Below are 16,419 nucleotides of genomic sequence, written 5' to 3'. Positions count from 1 at the left end.
TGTGCCCGCCGCGGCTCAGACGATCGGCTTCGCCCGGCTGGGAAGCGGCCCGGCAATCGTCATCGCGGCTTTCAGGACTGCTCCCGACACGGATTCGGTCATGAACAGCGTCTTCATGTCGGGGCCGCCGAAGCAGAGATTCGTGAGCGACGCGCCTTCGGGGCTCGTCAGAATTTCGACCGGCTCGGCGCGATGGTTCAGCACCCATGCGCGACCGAGCCCAGGGTTCGCGACGAAGAGGCGACCTTCGGAATCGATGGTCAGACCGTCCGGGCCGCTTGGGCCATAGGACGTGAAGAACTGCCCGACCTTGCTGACCGAGCCGTCCGCCTGCAGCGGCACGCGCCACACACAGTTGCCGCGCGTCATGCCGACGAACAGCACTTTCTCGTCGATCGACAGCACGAGGCCGTTAGGGCTCGGGCAATTGCCGAGCAGCATGTCGAGCTTGCCGTCGGGTGACAGGCGATACACGCGGCCCGTCGGATCATGCAGCCCCGACTGCCCCTGATCCGTGAAGTACAGGTTGCCGCGCGAATCGAACGTCAGGTCGTTCACGCCCCTGAAGCGCTCGCTGTTGCGGCGCTCGAGAAACGGGCGCACTTCGCCTCGCACGATGTCGAGCAGCATCAGGCCGTTGCGATAGTCGGTGATGAGCAGGTGCGTGTTGTCGAAACGCTTCATTCCGTTCGGCTCGCCGTTGTACTGCACGACGAGTTCCCACTCGCCCGCGGCCGATATCCGGAACACGCGGCCATGCGGGATGTCGGTGACGAACAGATAACCGTCGGGGTCCCAGACAGGACCCTCGAGGAACGAATCGGTAGCGAGGCCGCCGCGATTGGCGCGCGCCCAATCCGTCTGGACGTCTGGCTTGCGGAATTTTTCCGGCATGCGCGTGAAGACTTCGGCTGTGCGCACTTCGGGCGAGGTGAGATAGAACATGGGGGACCTTCTCTTGCGAATTTGTGAACGTCAGGCTGCGTTGCGCGCGTGTTCCTCGATAACCGCGAGAACATTGGCGGCAGCGCCCTTGCCCATGTTCACGTACGCGGCATCGCTCACACCGCCGATATGCGGCGACAGGATCGCGTCGGGGATCTGCTGGAACGGATGCGGCGTCGTCATCGGCTCGACGTCGAAGCTGTCGAGACCCGCCGAACGCAACTGGCCGCTTGCGAGCGCCTCGGCGAGCGCGGCTTCGTCGATCAAACCGCCGCGCGCCGTGTTGACGAGAATCGCGCCGCGCTTGAATTGCGCGAGCGTGTCGCGGTTCAGCATCTTGCGGTTCTCAGCCGTTAAAGGACAGTGCAACGACACGACGTCGGATGCGGCATACAGTTCGTCGAGCGACACCCGCTTCACGCCCGCAGGCACTTCTTTCGCATAGGGATCGAACGCGAGCACCTGCATGCCGAAGGCAGCACCGATTGCGGCAACGCGTCTGCCGATTGCGCCCAGTCCGACCAGACCGAGCGTGCGCCCGTCTAGCTCGACGGACTTGTGCGTGGATTTGTCCCAGTGACCGTCGCGCATGCGCATGTCGAGCTGAGGCACGGATTTGGCGCAAGCGAGAATCAGCGCCCATGCGTGCTCCGCTACGGCGGCGGCGTTAGCGCCAATCGCGGCGCGTACCGCGATGCCGCGCGCTGCGGCGGCTTCCTGATCAATCACGTCGATGCCGCTGCCGTGCTTCGAGATCACTTGCAGATTCGCAGCCGCATCCATGATGCGGGCGTTGACCTTGCCGTATCGAACGATGATGGCAACGGGGTTGTGGGCCGCGCATAGCGCGACGATGTCGTCTTCCGTGGGCTGCTTGCCGGCGAACACGACGTCGAACTGCGTCAGCATGTCGAGCGCTTGCGGCGCGAGGTCGGCGGCCGTCACAAGGACGACGGGTTTGTGAGTGGCGGACTGCATCACAGCGCCTCGCCTTCGGCCAGCATGCCTGCTGCTCGCAGTTCCTTCTCGATCCAACCCGGACGCACATCGCCCTTGTGAATCGCGGCGATACGCGCGGTTTCCATATCGAGCTTCTTTTGCGCAAGATCGATGATGCGAGCGACGTCCTTACGCGGAATGACCACGACGCCGTCCGCATCGCCCACCACGAGGTCGCCGGGATTGACTGCCGTCCCGCCAATCGAGATCGGCGCATTCACGAGTCCCGCCACGCTTTTCGTCGGACCGCACGGATTGAGGCCGGCCGAGAAGATCGGGTAGTCGCCGTGAGCGAGTTCGTGTGCGTCGCGCACCGCCCCATCGATGATGATGCCGGCGATGCCGCTCGCCTTGGCCTGCGTCGCCATGATTTCGCCGAGCAAGGCGCAGGAGATATCGCCCTTGCCGTCGACGACGATGACATCGCCCGGCTTCGCGATCGCGAGCGCTGCATGGATGGCGAGGTTGTCGCCCGGGCGCACTTCGACCGTCACGGCCGGACCGGCGACTTTCATCTTCGGCGACAGCGGCTGTACGCGGCCATGCACCGTGCCGCGTCGGCCCGCCACATCGGCAAGGATCGCCGCCTGATAACGGGCGGCCGCCTCGACCAGTTCCTGCGGCACACGTTCGATGTTGCGATTGATGGGGGAAGTCGCTGCGGATGTCGTGCTCATGAATTTCACCTCAAGCTTTGATCGTTGTACTCTGTACAACAATGGTGTACGTGGTGAAATCACTATAGCCAGGCGGGGGGCGCGACAACACTAGCGGTTACCCTTTTACGGTGTACACCATCGTTTTACTGTGTACAATCACCAGCAACGGATGACGGGAGACGATCAATGGGAAACGACGGTGTGGTCGCTGTCGAGAAAGCGCTTTCGCTGTTGGACTGCTTCAAGCCAGGCGCTGAATCGCAGTCGCTCGCAATGCTCGCGCAAGCATCGGGCATGCACAAGACGACGGTCTATCGCCTCATGAATTCACTTGAGCGGATGGGGTATGTCGTGCGCTCGCAGGGTGGCGCGTATTCACTCGGGCATCGCGTGCTGTACCTGGGCAAGCTGTATGAACAGTCATTCCATCTGTCGTCGGTGGTCGAGCCTGCACTGCACGCACTGGCTGCGCTGACGAAGGAAAGCGCATCGTACTACGTTCACGACAACGGTCAGCGGCTTTGCCTTTTCCGTGCCGAACCGTCGGAAGGTCTTCGGGAGACGCGGCTCGCCGGAACGGCGTTTGCGCTCGACGACACGGCCATTAGCCAGGTGATCCGTTTCTGGGGACTTGGTGAACCGATCTACGATAAGTCGCCCGCGCTGCCGATCTTCACCGCTGGTGCGCGCGATGTTCATACCGCAGCGTTCGCGATACCGATCTTTGGCGCCGGCGACAAGTTCATGGCGGCCCTCACGCTTTCGGGTCCTGCGTCGCGCCTCAGTCCCGCACACGCATCGGGTGAGCTCGACCGTGTGCAACTGGATGCCGCTGCAGATCTGTCTCGAAGGCTTGGTGCAAGTGCGGCGTTCTGCGAGAAATTGTACGGCGCGTGAGCGGCGCCTCTCGACCCGCAACCATACGGATATCCGGTCGCGGATCTTCAGAACCCTTGTGCGGTTCCCGTGGAGTGTGCAACCAGCAGTACGACGCCAAGTATGCAGGCGCCAATGAAAGCCGCCAGCCCAACCGCCACGAACGGCAGCCAACTAAAGTTCACATTGGCGAAGTCGGCTTCATGAGCTGCGCTCTTGCGCACGCCGAAGAAACTCCACAGAACAATGCGTACCATGCGGATGAGTTCCATCATTTTCTCCATTTCGATCGATCGCATGAACGCTATGTTCAAACTTATCGAAGAGCGAAAAAAGCAGCAGTTGCGGACGCTTTGAGCGATGCAGTCCGAGCGTGTTTACCGCAGCCACGAGAAAAGCCCCGGCGCTCGCGCCGGGGCAAAGGGCTTGCCGCGCTACAGGCAATAAGAGCCGCAAGCTCTGCGGGTTTAGGTGATGATCCAGGCACTCGCGCAGTAATCCCGGCGCATCCCGGGAGAACAGACCCGGAGTTCGATGCGCGCTGGCGACAATGATCCTTCCCTGCGAAGCCCCCGTACAGAAGCAGACGACGATGAAATCAGCGCAGCAGTTCGTTGTCGCGATTGTCGCGATTGTCGCGATTGGCGAGATCGCTCGACCACGCTGCGCGCAGCGTGAGCGGCGGAGCCAGACCTTCACTCTGGCTGGCGCGCTCGTTGTCGTTCCGGTTATCCTCGCATACACGGCACTCGGTTATCGTGTGTTCCGGGGCAAAACCGACCACGCCGAATTGCCCTTCGAACAACGGCCATCATGAACCGCTACGAGGCATTAGCTAACACGCTCGCGGACGAGATCCGGTCCGGCCATATCCCGATCGGATCGCGTCTCCCTTCCCTGCGCCATATCATTGCCCAGCACGGTGTCAGTCAGTCGACCGTGCTGCGCGCTTACTATCTGTTAGAGGAATGGGGGTTGATCCGCGCTCAGGAGCGTTCGGGTTACTTTGTGACGCCCGGTGCAGGAGTGAAATCCGCGCCAAAGGCTCAGGCAGCTTCGCTTGCCGAGTCAACTCGCGTGGACATCACCGATCTCGTGTTCTCGGTGCTCGATGCCGCAAAGCACCCCGGCATTGTCCCGCTCGGGTCTGCCTTTCCCTCGCCGCTGCTATTCCCTTCTGCCCGGCTGTTGAAATCGCTTGTGCGAGGCACTCGCTCGCTGAGTCCCTGGAGTACCGTTGCCGACCTGCCACCTGGCAACGATCATCTCCGCCGGCAGATTGGCCTGCGCTATGTCGGCATGGGCCTGTCCGTACCCTTCGACGAGATCGTGGTGACCAACGGCGCGCTCGAGGCGCTGAATCTCTGCCTGATGGCCGTTACGAGGCCGGGCGATGCGATCGCCGTTGAATCCCCCGGCTTCTATGCGGCTTTGCAGGCCATTGAGCGGCTCGATCTGCGCGCGGTTGAGATCCCCTTCGATCCGGTCACGGGCCTGGATCTGGATGCACTCGGGCGCGCACTCGACAAATATCCGATCCGCGCATGCTGGTTCATGACGAACTACCAGAATCCCACGGGCGTTACGCTATCGGTAGAGAAGAAGAAGGCGCTCGTCGAACTGCTGGGCGCTCGAGACGTTCCCCTGATTGAAGACGACGTGTACCAGGAATTGCACTTCGGCCGCGACCGGCCGCTGCCTGCGAAGGCATTCGACACGAAGGGCCTTGTCATGCACTGCAGTTCGTTCTCGAAGACGCTTGCGCCTGGCTACCGTATAGGCTGGGTGTCCGCCGGCCGCTTCGCCGACAAGATCCAGCGTCTGAAACTCATGACGACGCTCTCTGCGAGCATTCCCGCTCAGGCCGGGATCGCTGATTATCTGCAGTATGGTGGATACGACAAACATCTGCGCAAGCTGCGTGCAGCGATGCGCTCGCAGCTAACACAGACGGAGGCAGCCCTTAAGCGCTGGCTGCCGCCGGAGGTACGCTGGGTTACGCCAAACGGGGGCTATTTTGTCTGGCTGCAACTGCCGGACGCCGTGGATGCGATGGCGTTGCACCGCTTGGCTATCAAGCACGGCATCAGCATCGCACCCGGTCCGATCTTCTCGGCCACCCATTCATTCCAGAACTGCGTCCGGCTGAACTACGGCCACGCGTGGGACGCGAAAATGGAGGACGCGATCCGGGCGCTTTCGGAAATCCTCAATGATCCCGCGGTACGCGTTAGCGGCGTTGGAACAGCGGCGTCGGAGGAAGTGTCGCGCGGAAATCTTTGACGCCCATCCTTGGCCTGGTGACGCGTTCGATGGCGCGGTGATGATGCGGCCCAACCACGTTGTTCACGCCCTGCTGCGCTTGTTTCTGCCGGATCTGCTCCTTGGGGCGCGGATGCGGACGCGATAACTTCACGATGTCCTTCTTCGCCGCGCGTCGGCATTTCCGAGGCCATCCATGTATCGCTACACCGAATTCGACAGGGCCTTCGTGGCAAGCCGGGCGGCGCAGTTCCGCAACCAGATCGAACGCTGGCAGAACGGCCAGCTCAGCGAAGACGAATTTCGTCCGCTGCGTCTGCAAAACGGCTGGTACGTCCAGCGTCACGCACCGATGCTTCGCGTGGCCGTACCCTATGGGGAGCTTTCGAGCGCGCAGCTACGCGTGCTCGCACGCGTAGCCCGCGAGTATGACGAACCCGAGGCCGAGGTCTATCGCCATGCGCTCGAAACGCAGAGGGCACTCGGTACGTTGCGCCTGCCCACGCATCATGCGCACTTCACGACGCGCACCAACGTCCAGTTCAACTGGATCCCGCTCGCGAAGGCAGCTGACGTCATGGACCTGCTCGCGACTGTGAACATGCACGGTATCCAGACGAGCGGTAACTGCATCCGCAACATTTCCTGCGACGAACGCGCGGGCGTCGCGCCCGACGAGATTGCGGACCCACGCCCGTTCGCCGAGATCATGCGCCAGTGGACGACGCTGCATCCCGAGTTCGCGTTCCTGCCACGCAAGTTCAAGATCGCGATCATGGGTGCCGCCGAAGACCGCGCGGCGACCGACTGGCACGATGTGGGCCTGTGTCTCGTGCGCAACCAGGACGGCGAGCTTGGCTTTCGCGTGAGCGTGGGCGGCGGCATGGGGCGCACGCCGTTGATCGCCACGGTGCTGCGCGAGTTCCTGCCATGGCGGCATATCATGAACTACATCGAGGCCGTGGTGCGCGTGTACAACCAGTACGGGCGGCGCGACAACAAGTTCAAGGCGCGCATCAAGATCCTCGTGAAGGCCGAGGGCCAAAGGTTCATCGACGCGGTCGAGGATGAGTTCCGGCAAATCGTCGATTACGACGGCGGTCCGCACACGATTCCTCAGGCCGAGTTCGAGCGCGTGAGCGCGTGCTTCGTCGAACCGGAAAAGCTCGACACGGTGCGCGTGGTGGATAAGGACGCGGCCGCGGCGCTTGAGGCGGCCGCCGCGCGTATGCCGCAACTTGCGCGATGGCTCGAACGCAACGTCGCGCCGCACAAGATCGCTGCGCTTCGCATTGTCACGCTTTCGTTCAAGCGCCCGCTGCAGGCACCCGGCGACGCCTCGGCCGGGCAGCTCGAACGCGTGGCCGATCTCGTGGATCGGTTCTCTGCCGGCGAGGCGCGCGTCACGCACACGCAGAACATCGTCCTGCCGTGGGTCCATGCCGACGATTTGCTCGAACTCTGGCAGGCCGCGTCCGCAGTCGGACTCGCGAGCGCCAACGTGCATCTGCTCACCGACATGATCGCGTGCCCCGGCGGCGACTTCTGCGCGCTCGCCAACGCCCGCTCCCTGCCGATCGCACAGAGCATCATGGAGCGCTACCAGGACCTCGACGAACTCAACGATATCGGCGAGATCGATCTGCATATCAGCGGCTGCATCAATTCGTGCGGCCATCACCATAGCGGACACATCGGCATACTCGGGGTCGACAAGGATGGCGAGGAGTGGTACCAGATAACGCTCGGCGGCTCGGACGGCTCCGCACGCAGCGGCGATGCGCGGCCCGGCAAGGTGATCGGCCCGTCGTTCTCGGCGGAGGAAGTGCCGGAGGCCATCGACGCGCTGCTGCGTGCCTATCACGTGCTGCGTGAACGCAGCGGCGAGCGCTGCGAGACCTTCATCGAAACGGTGCGGCGCGTGGGGCTGGAACCGTTCAAGGCCGCCGCGAATGCGGTACGCGCGACGGCGGAGAGCATGGCATGACGAACGCCTCGCGTATTCGGCTTCTAAGCGCCCAGGAACATGACGAAGACGATTCGGCAAAGGTACTGATTTTTTCGAACGATGCCGATGTGCTCGCCAGTGCTGCCGAAATCGCAGCCGCGGAGCGCGTGGAGCTTCAGTTCCCCGCGTTCACCGACGGGCGTGCCTATAGCCAGGCCTACCTTGTCAGGCGCCGGCTCGGATTTCGAGGCGATCTGCGCGCGACAGGCGAAGTGCTCGTCGATCAACTGCTGCAGATGGAGCGCATGGGTTTTTCAAGTGCCGTATTGAGCCGAGGGGTTTCCATGGAGGACGCGCTTCGGCAACTCGAACGCTTTCCGGCGTTCTATCAGGGTGATGTGCTGCGGGAAGCTCCGTGGCGCGGGCCTGTATCGCGCTAGCTATCGTCACGGCGGCGATGCGCAAACCGGCGGCTGCGCGCCGCCGGAGCCTTTCATTCCACCATCTCGAGCATTTCAGGCGCGGCCCGCAGCATCTCGGGTGCAGATTTGCACCCGAGCCTTCTTAAAATCGATGCCGCAAAGCTGCACGAACGACAATCTGGTGATTGTTGCTCGAGTCACCAAGGCTGCCGATATTCGCAACCGCAGCCGCCCCCGTCGACGAGGTTCCGGAAGCACGCTGCCATGCGCCTTCCAGATACACGTCCGTGCGTTTCGACAGGAAATAATCGCCCATGACGCTCACCTGGTTGTAGTGCTGGTCGCCAACCATTTGTCCATTGGTTTTCGTCACGCCCGCGCCGTTCAGGTAATCGTAGGCGGCCATCACTGCAAATGTCGGTGTCACCATGTACTTGGCGGTAAAGTCCACGTTATTGAATCGCGCTGTCGCGCCAGCGAACCCGGCGCCCAGATTTCCATACTGGACATTCGTGTACGACGTTGCGAGGGAAAGCGAGCCGATCGTGTAACCTGCGCCGGCACCGATGACTTGATAAGCCGTGGCGCTCGCATACCCCTTGTTCAGCGAGTAGGCAAGTTGCGAGCTCCCGTTTGCATTGTTCGTGAAGAAACCTGAGCCCGCGGTCGCCGAAGTCGGATTCTTGAAGTATTCGTAGATAGCACCGAAACTGAATGGGCCATTCGAATAGGCCGCGCCAACCGAGTAACCACTGTTCGCGGTTACGTTGCCCGCTACGCCACCCACGCTGTATTCGCCACCGAAAGTGAATCCGCCGTAGTTCTGGCTCATGAAGCGCACGGCGTTGTTCACCCGCACGGAGTTGCCCGTGTTGTCGAGATCGCCGGGGTGCTGGAATGCCGCTGAACCGGCCTGCGAACCTTGCGAGGTCAAGGGTTGCAGAAAATAGATAATAGAATCGTATTGCCGGCCAAATGTCAGGCTTCCAAACTTATTGCTGCTCAATCCCACAAAGGCCTGTCTCCCGAGGAAAGTTCCTCCTTGTGCTGACTGGCCGTTGTTGATATTGATTCCGCCCTCCAGCGTGAAGATGGCCTGAAGACCGCCACCCAGGTCCTCAGAGCCTTTGAAGCCCCAACGGCTACCGTTAATACCGCTCGTCGAATCAAGGAAAATCTTCTTCCCCCCTGTCGCCCCACCGGTGTTGTTCAGGAACATAACGCCTTCGTCGATGATGCCATACAGCGTCACGCTGCTTTGTGCGAACGCGGGTGCGCTAGCCACCGCAGCCAGCGAAGTCACAGCCGCGAAACCGAACAAGCGTCGTTGAGCATTCTTCTTCATTGCGAGTTTTCTCCAGGTCCTCGATTCGAGGTTGTAGTCGATTCATTATTCTTTGCAGTCCGGAATAATTCCCGGTAATTCAATGCGGCGTGCCCTTCCGGGCCGCCGCTTCACAGCCGTTCACTCCGCCGGAGTCCTTGTTTTTGAAGCCGTACGAGCATCGGCTTCGGCTTTGGCGGCAGGCTCCGGAATCGCTTCGATACGCCCCATCACGAACACGAACGACACGATGCCGATTGCGAGGATTACGCCCGCCACGAGGAACGCGTTGGTGAACGAATTCGTCGCGCCAACGATGAAGCCCGTCACGATCGGCGCGGCTACGCCCATCAGGTTGTTGGCGAAATTCATGATGCCGCCGATGGTGCCCACGCCGCCCTTCGGCGCAATCAGCGAAGGCAACGACCAGCCCACGGGCGCTGCCGCCGCGAGACCGCCCAGCGCAATCGAGATCCAGAAGATCGCCCAACCGGGATTGGTGGTCTGCGTCGCGCCGAATACCGCGAGGCCGAACAACATGCCCGTCACCAACACCGCCTTGCGTACGCGCGTCTCGTCCTTGCCGCGTGCGATCAGGTGATCGATCAGCCAGCCGCCGACGAGCAGATCGGTCGCCGTGGCAACGGCCCACGGAATCGCGGCAAAGCCCGCCGACTTGAGAATGCTCATGTGCATGGTCTGGACCAGATAGCCTGGCAGCCAGGTCAGGAACAGATAGAACGAGTAGCCGTAGGCGGCGAAACCGATCGTCAGCCCCCACACCTTGGTCTTCGTCAGCAGGTAGCCGAGCATGCCGAACACGCTGCCGCCCGGCGTGCCTTCGGGCGTCGCGCCGCCCTGCTGGATATAGTTCAGTTCCTCCGCCGAAAGCCGGCTGTCCTTGCCTGGATCGCGATAAATCGTCAGGAATGCGATGAAATACGCGAAACTCAGCAGCGCGGTTACGCCAAAGCCCCATCGCCATCCGGCGTTCACGACGACAACCGCGACCAGCGGCACGCCGATCACATTGGAAAACTTCGCCGCGGCGTCGAAGATGGCCGTCGCCAGCGCGCGTTCATTGCGCGGAAACCAGTAGCCCGTCGCCTTCGAACTGACCGGAAACCCGGGCGCTTCCGCAATCCCGAGCACCGCACGCGCAGCAAACACCCCGCCGAAGCCGCTCGCGAAAACGGTGATGGCGGACGCAAGGCCCCACAGGAAGGCACCCAGCCGGCCAATGCGCGTTACGCCGTAGCGATCGAGCAGAAGACCGGCCGGCACCTGCAGCAAGGCGTACGGCCAGAAGAATGCGCTGAATAACAGACCCATCTCGCCCGGCGAGAGGTTGAACGCCTCCTTCATCTGCGGTGCCGCCACCGAGAGGTTGATGCGGTCGAAGTAGTTGATGAGCACGCCTATGCCCAGCAACAGCCCTATGGCCCAACGACGGTTGGGGATGCGTTTTCCTGATGCAATTGCCATCATCGTCTCCTTGAATATCTAGTTCTGGTTCTCTGCTTTGCCGCCCCGGCGAGGCAAGCAAAAGACAGCGCTATCTCACTCGACCCGCATAAAATCCACCGGCCATGCTGGCCAGCGAGCGCAATCCGCCGACGGTCAGGGTCAGCGCTCCGGCGACCGGCGGCTCCAGCATGGCGAACTGGCTTTCGACCCGCGACGCAGGTACGAAATGATCCTCGCGCCGCGCAACAACGCCGCAGCGCCTCCGATTGCGGTAGACGGAGAAACACGAAACCGGGCGACGCCGCAGCGGTGCGCAACTGGTCCCGATAACGCTCCTTGAGCGCCGAGCAGGCCAGCACCGCGCACCCTCCAGGCCGGCGGCACGCTCGAACCGGCTCTCCATGAGCGTTGAGGTAGCGCTATCTCCCGCCTGCAAAAAAAACGCTTACCGAGTGCCATCCTTTACGGATATCCTATCCGGCCCTACCAATTGCATTGGGTGCGAGACAGCGCTATCCTAGATCGATCATGGCAACATCGACACTCAGGAAAACCCGCAGCACCGGCCGGCCCACGCTCGAAGAGGTGGCCCGGCGCGCTGGTGTGAGCACGATCACGGCATCCCGCGCCTTGCGCGGCGTGGGGACCGTGGGGCCCGACTACGTGGAGCGCGTCAAGGCCGCCGCAGCGGAGCTCAACTATGTCACGAACCCCGCGGCGCGCGCGCTCGCGTCCTCGCGCAGCGACGCCGTCGCCGTGGTGATTCCGTCGATCTCGAATGCGGTTTTCGTGGACGTGCTGGAGTCGATTCACACCGTGCTGCGCCCGCGCGGCTACGAAGTCCTGATCGGCAATTCGCACTACTCGCGCAACGCTGAGGAAGACCTGATCCGCCATTACCTGGCGTCGCCGCCCAGCGGGCTGATCGTCAGCGGCTTCGACCGCACGGAAAGCGCGCGGCGCCTGATCGACGCGAGTGGCGTGCCCTGCGTGCACATCATGGAGCTCGACGAAGCCGCGGGCGTGCCCTGCGTCGGCTTTTCGCAGGTGCGGGCCGGCGAAGCCGTAGCCCGGCATCTGCTTGAACGCGGCTGCCGCCGCAATGCGTTTGTCGGCGCGCAGCTCGATTCGCGGACGATGCAGCGCGCCGAGGGCTTTCGCGAGGCGCTCAGGCATCAGGGCCTTTACGACCCCGATCTCGAAGTGCTCACGCCGTCTCCGTCGTCGATCGGGCTGGGATGCGAGCTGTTCCGGCAACTGCTGCAACGCCGCCCTGACGTCGACGGCATCTTCTTCGGCAACGACGACCTCGCGCAGGGCGCCCTGTTCGAAGCCCGCCGCCAGAGCATCGAGGTGCCGTCCCGGGTGGCCATTGTCGGCTTCAACGATCTTGCGGGCGCCGCCGACTGCGTGCCGCGTCTGACCACGGTTCGAACGCCGAGAGCAGCGATTGGACGCGTGGCGGCCAATCTGCTGCTCTCCATGATCGACCGTGAGCCGATTGCAAAACCGGCGGTCGATCTGGGGTTCGAGCTGGTGGTGCGCGAAAGCACCTGACCGGGAAATGGCGGCGCTGCGTGGATCGCACGCCAGAGTACGCGCAGTGCGGCCAGCACGAACACGAACGCACGCGACGTGCCCGTGACCGGAATCGCCTATGCCGGCAGCGGCCGATGCCTGGTGCGCGGTTAGCGCTACATGCCCATGCTCGTCCCACCGCTCGTGCTTGTACCGGTGCCCGAACCCGTGTTCGTGCCTGTGATTGGCCTCGTATTCAGATCAATTCTTCCATAGACGCCATCGGCTTCGTTATTCGGGCCCGCCGCGAAGAACAGCGTGTTGGATGGCTGATTGCTGAGGTCGTTGCCGAACGTGATGCCCCACAAACCGTGTTCGACAATTGGACTGCCGTTTGTCCCTTTGAGCGGCCCCATCGACTGGCCACTCGATGCATTGAACGCGTTGATCGTGCCGTCGCCGAAATTGCCGATGAGTATCGCGCCGCTCATCGACCCGAAGTTGCCGGGCGCTTGCGCAATGCCCCAAGGAGCGTTCAGCGAGCCGCCCGTCGCGAAGTGCTGCTTCAATTTGCCTGCGGTGTCGTACACATCAACTATGCCGAGTCCCGCGCCCGCCACATCGTCGTGCCTGGCGGCATCCTGCATCGCGTAAGTGACGATCAGATTCGACCCGATCGCCCGAATGCCGAACGGCGCGAAGCCGACCGGAAGCGCCGGGTCCGCAAAGGCGCCAGGCATCGCGACCTTGGCAAAAGCGGCATTGAAGACGTCGATCTTGTTGTTATGGAAGTCGGTAGCGTAAAGGAAGTTATTGCCGTTCATCGCGGCGAGTGCGAGGCCTTTGTAGACGGCACCGCCCGTACCGTCGTCGTACATGACGAATGCGTTGGTCGGCCCGACGGTGGGCGCCCACGCGGTAATAGTGCCCCCCTCGCCTGCAAAGATGAATGCCGCGACGCCGGACTTGCCGTTTTCCGAGACGGTGAAGCTTTGTGTGCCGTTGAAGACGATGCCCGTAGGCGAGGCGGAACCGTTCTTGCCATCGGGTATCGTGACGACCAGCGGTTGCGGCACGCCGTTGCCATCATAGAGCGTCGCGACATTGGTGCCGTTGTCCGCGACCCACGCGAAACCTTGCGGATTGAAGGCGACGCCCCAAGGGTTTTTCAAATTCGCGTCAGTGTGCGCGGCGGGCACCACGCCATCGGACACAAGGGCCGTCACATCAAATGACGACTCGATAAGAGGGTTCGCATTGTTCGAACTGGAGCTGCCGCCGCATGACACGAGAGTCGCGATGACCGCCCCGCATACAACGGTGCCGAATACATCGACTGGATACTTCATGACCGTACTCCTTTCCGTCAAAACGCTCTGACTGACATTCAACGAGGAGTACGCGGAGTTTATTCCCGGGACGAAGGTTCTTTTGTGCGATTTCGTGCGAGCGCAATGGCTGAAATAGCTAGATAAAAACGAACAGTTTTCAGGGGATAGCATGCGCGAAGTGCAAATTCGCTTGTCCGTATGATGCGGCTGTTCAGCCAGACTGAAATCGATGTTGCCCGTGAGGAATAAGGCGCCGGCGCACAACGTTAATGACTATGTAGACGCCTGCGCTCGCGATGAGCCGCGCGACGCGTCCGCGATGCATCCGCGGTTCGGCGGCGTCGGCAATTGCGCGGCCAATGCCTCGCTGGATACCCCGGCGCGGGGCTTCCTGCGAGCTTACCCAGGAGGAAATCACCATGAAGCGGTTTCGGATGGTTCTTGCGTGTCTCGTTTGCCTCGGAATGGCCGCGGTTTCCGGATCCGTGGCCGCGAGCGGAGATATGAATCAAGGCGGAAACGGCGCATCAAGCAGTTCAACCAATTCCTCAGGCGGTGGTTACTGAACGCCGCACGCAGTGTTGCACAGTATGTCGCCTGAATTTCCCCTCGAAAGGAGACTGCAGATGAATGCATTCCAGCTACGGAGCGCCATTTTCGCACTTGCCGGTGTCGCATGCGCCGGAGCGCTGAGCGTAGCGCTTGCCTCGCCCATGTCTTTCTCTGTACCGCTCAATGGCTCGGAACAGGTGCCTCCAGTACAAACCAGGGGCGCGGGCGACGCCAGGCTCACTTACGATCCCGACACCCGCCAGGTCACCTGGAACGTAACGTGCAACGGGCTCTCGAGTCCGGTAACGATGGCGCATTTCCACCTCGGAGCAGTGGGAAAGAATGGCAAACCTGTCGTTTGGCTGACGAAAGTGGGTAGCACCAGCACTCCCATTGAGGGCCCCATCAAGGGCGAGACTACGCTGACGCCAGATCAGGCGAAGGAATTCGTCGCGGGAGATTTATACATCAATGTCCACACGAAGGACCACCCGGATGGCGAGATCCGTGGTCAGGTTACGCCGCCGAAATAATCGACGTTGTGCGAAGTAAGTCTTTTTTGATGTGCCCGGATCCTGCTGGGGCTTCGTCACAAGCGTGACGAGACGATCGCGGCCGTCGATCACGTCGTTGAAGAGTTGCCCGTCGCGCTGATATTCAATGCCATTTCGCACGCCGTCATGATGGCGACGCCTATCGACCTCGACGACTTCGCGCTGGGGTTCGCGCTGGGATGCGCGCCAAGCGAAGGGATTCTCGAACGCGCCAGCGGGTGTCGCGCGCGAAGACATCGAAGGACTCGCGCGCATCTACGCGAACGGCAAGCGCGTGATCGCAACCTGAGGCGTGGTGTCGGGATATTGCCTGCTCGGCGCCACCTGGCTCGTGAAGAAAACCACTGGCGCGATCGAAAGCATTTCGCGCCGCCATGCGATCGTCGCGGTGTTCACGACGGTGGTGGCCGCCCTGGTGGTGTCGCTCGCGACGCTGAGGTTGAGCCCTGTCGGCCTCACACGCTGGCAGGACCACGGCGTGTTCCATCTGCTGATCCCTGCTCGCGGCCCGCGCGCGGTTCCGCTGCCGCCGCGTGCGCGGATCTGACGCCCAGGTGGCGACGGGCTACATTCCCCATCTGAGCGATGGCGTATGTACCGGGCTATCCCAATGCCGCTTCATTTCGTCGTCCAGCACGCACAAGGTGATCGACGCGCCGGCCATTTCCAGCGACGTCGTAAGCGATCCGACCTGCACGCGCGCGACCACGAGACCGCGCTGGTGCAGCCACGAGCGTGTGGAATTGAACAACAGATACAGTTCCCCGAGCGGCGTTCCGCCCAGTCCATTGATCAAGACCAGCAACTCGGAGCCGTTCCCCGGTTTCAAATCGGCGATGATCGCCGTCAGCAGCTCTGCCGCGATCGCATCGGCTGTGGCAAAGCGCGCGCGACGCCGCCCTGGCTCGCCATGAATGCCGACGCCCACTTCGATTTCATCGTCGCCGATCTTGAACGTCAGCGTGCCCGCTGCGGGCACCGTGCAACTCGAAAACGCGACGCCCATCGACGCCGTACGCTTGTTGATCCGGTCGCCGAACGCCTTGCATTGTTCGAGATCGGCGCCGCTTTCGGCGAGACTGCCCACCAGCTTCTCGACGATGACGGCACCCGCGACGCCGCGACGCCCCGTTGTATAACTGGAGTTTTCGACCGCGACATCGTCGTTGATCAACACCATCGCATTCGGCAACTCCGACATCTCGGACGCCATTTCGAAGTTCATTAGATCTCCGGAATAGTTCTTCACGATGAAGAGCGTTCCCGCGCCCGTATCGACGGCCTTGGCGGCTGCCATCATCTGATCGGGCGTCGGCGAAGTGAATACCTGGCCGGGGCACGCAGCATCCAGCATCCCGTACCCGACGAAGCCGATATGCAAAGGCTCGTGTCCCGAGCCGCCACCCGAGACGAGCGCAACCTTGCCTGGCTTCAGCGTCTTGCGCCGCACGAACACCGGTTCGTTGTCGAGCACGACGAGATCGCCATGCGCGGCGGCGAATCCGGCAAGGCTCTCGCTTAGAAAGTCGTCGACATGGTTGATGAATTTTTTCATGGTCTGC

Annotated in this window: 16 protein-coding genes and 1 pseudogene; 9 read left to right on the top strand and 8 right to left on the bottom strand. The window is 62.1% G+C overall.

Annotated elements, in window-relative coordinates; translation table 11 throughout:
* Positions 1 to 15 precede the first annotated feature (15 nt).
* Genes NH14_RS03310 through NH14_RS03300 form a run of 3 tightly spaced genes read right to left on the bottom strand, consistent with a single transcriptional unit; the run spans position 16 to position 2,621 of the window.
* Positions 16 to 945, bottom strand: coding sequence for an SMP-30/gluconolactonase/LRE family protein (locus tag NH14_RS03310; RefSeq protein WP_035521540.1), 930 nt, complete (start codon positions 943 to 945; stop codon positions 16 to 18).
* Positions 946 to 975: 30 nt separating this feature from the next.
* Entirely contained in the window at positions 976 to 1,923 is a 948-nt protein-coding gene (locus NH14_RS03305) for an NAD(P)-dependent oxidoreductase (protein ID WP_035521542.1), read from the bottom strand.
* Positions 1,923 to 2,621, bottom strand: coding sequence for an RraA family protein (locus NH14_RS03300; protein ID WP_035521544.1), 699 nt, complete (start codon positions 2,619 to 2,621; stop codon positions 1,923 to 1,925). The genes NH14_RS03305 and NH14_RS03300 overlap by 1 nt, the downstream gene beginning before the upstream one ends.
* A 168-nt stretch (positions 2,622 to 2,789) precedes the next feature.
* On the opposite strand from NH14_RS03300, the gene NH14_RS03295 reads away from it, so the two are divergent.
* On the top strand, positions 2,790 to 3,500 hold the full coding sequence (locus NH14_RS03295; protein ID WP_035521546.1) for an IclR family transcriptional regulator: 711 nt from the start codon (positions 2,790 to 2,792) through the stop codon (positions 3,498 to 3,500).
* 47 nt (positions 3,501 to 3,547) lie between these two features.
* Here the strand turns inward: NH14_RS03295 and NH14_RS03290 are convergent, their stop codons facing one another.
* On the bottom strand, positions 3,548 to 3,751 hold the full coding sequence (locus NH14_RS03290; protein ID WP_035521891.1) for a DUF2970 domain-containing protein: 204 nt from the start codon (positions 3,749 to 3,751) through the stop codon (positions 3,548 to 3,550).
* A 320-nt stretch (positions 3,752 to 4,071) separates the two neighbouring features.
* On the opposite strand from NH14_RS03290, the gene NH14_RS03285 reads away from it, so the two are divergent.
* The 4 genes from NH14_RS03285 to NH14_RS03270 all read left to right on the top strand — a co-directional run bounded on the left by NH14_RS03285 (position 4,072) and on the right by NH14_RS03270 (position 8,129).
* On the top strand, positions 4,072 to 4,296 hold the full coding sequence (locus NH14_RS03285) for a hypothetical protein (RefSeq protein ID WP_152617050.1): 225 nt from the start codon (positions 4,072 to 4,074) through the stop codon (positions 4,294 to 4,296).
* Positions 4,293 to 5,762, top strand: coding sequence for an aminotransferase-like domain-containing protein (locus NH14_RS03280; RefSeq protein ID WP_052147763.1), 1,470 nt, complete (start codon positions 4,293 to 4,295; stop codon positions 5,760 to 5,762). Before NH14_RS03285 ends, NH14_RS03280 begins: the two co-directional genes overlap by 4 nt.
* A 175-nt stretch (positions 5,763 to 5,937) precedes the next feature.
* Positions 5,938 to 7,728 carry a nitrite/sulfite reductase gene (locus NH14_RS03275; RefSeq protein ID WP_035521550.1) on the top strand — a complete coding sequence of 597 codons (1,791 nt, stop codon included), beginning with the start codon at positions 5,938 to 5,940 and terminating at the stop codon, positions 7,726 to 7,728.
* A complete protein-coding gene (locus tag NH14_RS03270; RefSeq protein WP_035521551.1) occupies positions 7,725 to 8,129 on the top strand; it encodes a DUF934 domain-containing protein in 405 nt (134 codons plus the stop codon). Before NH14_RS03275 ends, NH14_RS03270 begins: the two co-directional genes overlap by 4 nt.
* A 124-nt stretch (positions 8,130 to 8,253) precedes the next feature.
* Here NH14_RS03270 and NH14_RS03265 read toward each other — a convergent pair whose 3' ends face one another.
* Both NH14_RS03265 and NH14_RS03260 read right to left on the bottom strand, forming a co-directional pair.
* A complete protein-coding gene (locus NH14_RS03265; protein WP_052147765.1) occupies positions 8,254 to 9,456 on the bottom strand; it encodes a porin in 1,203 nt (400 codons plus the stop codon).
* A gap of 120 nt (positions 9,457 to 9,576) precedes the next feature.
* Positions 9,577 to 10,920 carry an MFS transporter gene (locus NH14_RS03260; RefSeq protein ID WP_084225026.1) on the bottom strand — a complete coding sequence of 448 codons (1,344 nt, stop codon included), beginning with the start codon at positions 10,918 to 10,920 and terminating at the stop codon, positions 9,577 to 9,579.
* A 510-nt stretch (positions 10,921 to 11,430) separates the two neighbouring features.
* On the opposite strand from NH14_RS03260, the gene gntR reads away from it, so the two are divergent.
* Positions 11,431 to 12,459, top strand: a complete 1,029-nt coding sequence (gene gntR / locus NH14_RS03255; RefSeq protein WP_035521554.1) for an HTH-type transcriptional regulator GntR — start codon at positions 11,431 to 11,433, stop codon at positions 12,457 to 12,459.
* A gap of 137 nt (positions 12,460 to 12,596) precedes the next feature.
* Here the strand turns inward: gntR and NH14_RS03250 are convergent, their stop codons facing one another.
* Complete coding sequence (locus NH14_RS03250; RefSeq protein ID WP_035521557.1) at positions 12,597 to 13,769, bottom strand: TIGR03118 family protein; 1,173 nt, start codon at positions 13,767 to 13,769, stop codon at positions 12,597 to 12,599.
* Positions 13,770 to 14,341: 572 nt separating this feature from the next.
* On the opposite strand from NH14_RS03250, the gene NH14_RS03245 reads away from it, so the two are divergent.
* From NH14_RS03245 to NH14_RS03235, 3 genes and pseudogenes are all read left to right on the top strand, one after another.
* Complete coding sequence (locus NH14_RS03245) at positions 14,342 to 14,836, top strand: CHRD domain-containing protein (protein ID WP_331253406.1); 495 nt, start codon at positions 14,342 to 14,344, stop codon at positions 14,834 to 14,836.
* A 39-nt stretch (positions 14,837 to 14,875) separates the two neighbouring features.
* A pseudogene (locus NH14_RS03240) lies at positions 14,876 to 15,082 on the top strand (formate dehydrogenase accessory sulfurtransferase FdhD); the annotation flags it as partial.
* A gap of 106 nt (positions 15,083 to 15,188) precedes the next feature.
* The gene (locus NH14_RS03235) at positions 15,189 to 15,404 is read left to right on the top strand and encodes a hypothetical protein (RefSeq protein WP_237179503.1); all 216 of its coding nucleotides are present in this window, start codon (positions 15,189 to 15,191) and stop codon (positions 15,402 to 15,404) included.
* 18 nt (positions 15,405 to 15,422) lie between these two features.
* Here NH14_RS03235 and dhaK read toward each other — a convergent pair whose 3' ends face one another.
* Positions 15,423 to 16,412, bottom strand: a complete 990-nt coding sequence (gene dhaK, locus NH14_RS03230) for a dihydroxyacetone kinase subunit DhaK (RefSeq protein WP_035521562.1) — start codon at positions 16,410 to 16,412, stop codon at positions 15,423 to 15,425.
* Between the last annotated feature and the right edge of the window lie 7 nt (positions 16,413 to 16,419).

Origin of the sequence: Paraburkholderia sacchari (assembly GCF_000785435.2) — a bacterium.
Lineage (GTDB): Bacteria > Pseudomonadota > Gammaproteobacteria > Burkholderiales > Burkholderiaceae > Paraburkholderia > Paraburkholderia sacchari.
This window is presented reverse-complemented; position numbering and strand designations above follow the sequence as displayed.

Coding starts and splice junctions, on each gene's coding strand:
- NH14_RS03310 (WP_035521540.1), bottom strand. CDS start 945: ATGTTCTATCTCACCTCGCCCGAAGTGCGCACAGCCGAAGTCTTCACG.
- NH14_RS03275 (WP_035521550.1), top strand. CDS start 5,938: ATGTATCGCTACACCGAATTCGACAGGGCCTTCGTGGCAAGCCGGGCG.
- NH14_RS03300 (WP_035521544.1), bottom strand. CDS start 2,621: ATGAGCACGACATCCGCAGCGACTTCCCCCATCAATCGCAACATCGAA.
- NH14_RS03290 (WP_035521891.1), bottom strand. CDS start 3,751: ATGGAACTCATCCGCATGGTACGCATTGTTCTGTGGAGTTTCTTCGGC.
- NH14_RS03305 (WP_035521542.1), bottom strand. CDS start 1,923: ATGCAGTCCGCCACTCACAAACCCGTCGTCCTTGTGACGGCCGCCGAC.
- gntR (WP_035521554.1), top strand. CDS start 11,431: ATGGCAACATCGACACTCAGGAAAACCCGCAGCACCGGCCGGCCCACG.
- NH14_RS03285 (WP_152617050.1), top strand. CDS start 4,072: ATGAAATCAGCGCAGCAGTTCGTTGTCGCGATTGTCGCGATTGTCGCG.
- NH14_RS03245 (WP_331253406.1), top strand. CDS start 14,342: ATGTCGCCTGAATTTCCCCTCGAAAGGAGACTGCAGATGAATGCATTC.
- dhaK (WP_035521562.1), bottom strand. CDS start 16,412: ATGAAAAAATTCATCAACCATGTCGACGACTTTCTAAGCGAGAGCCTT.
- NH14_RS03250 (WP_035521557.1), bottom strand. CDS start 13,769: ATGAAGTATCCAGTCGATGTATTCGGCACCGTTGTATGCGGGGCGGTC.
- NH14_RS03265 (WP_052147765.1), bottom strand. CDS start 9,456: ATGAAGAAGAATGCTCAACGACGCTTGTTCGGTTTCGCGGCTGTGACT.
- NH14_RS03295 (WP_035521546.1), top strand. CDS start 2,790: ATGGGAAACGACGGTGTGGTCGCTGTCGAGAAAGCGCTTTCGCTGTTG.
- NH14_RS03270 (WP_035521551.1), top strand. CDS start 7,725: ATGACGAACGCCTCGCGTATTCGGCTTCTAAGCGCCCAGGAACATGAC.
- NH14_RS03280 (WP_052147763.1), top strand. CDS start 4,293: ATGAACCGCTACGAGGCATTAGCTAACACGCTCGCGGACGAGATCCGG.
- NH14_RS03260 (WP_084225026.1), bottom strand. CDS start 10,920: ATGGCAATTGCATCAGGAAAACGCATCCCCAACCGTCGTTGGGCCATA.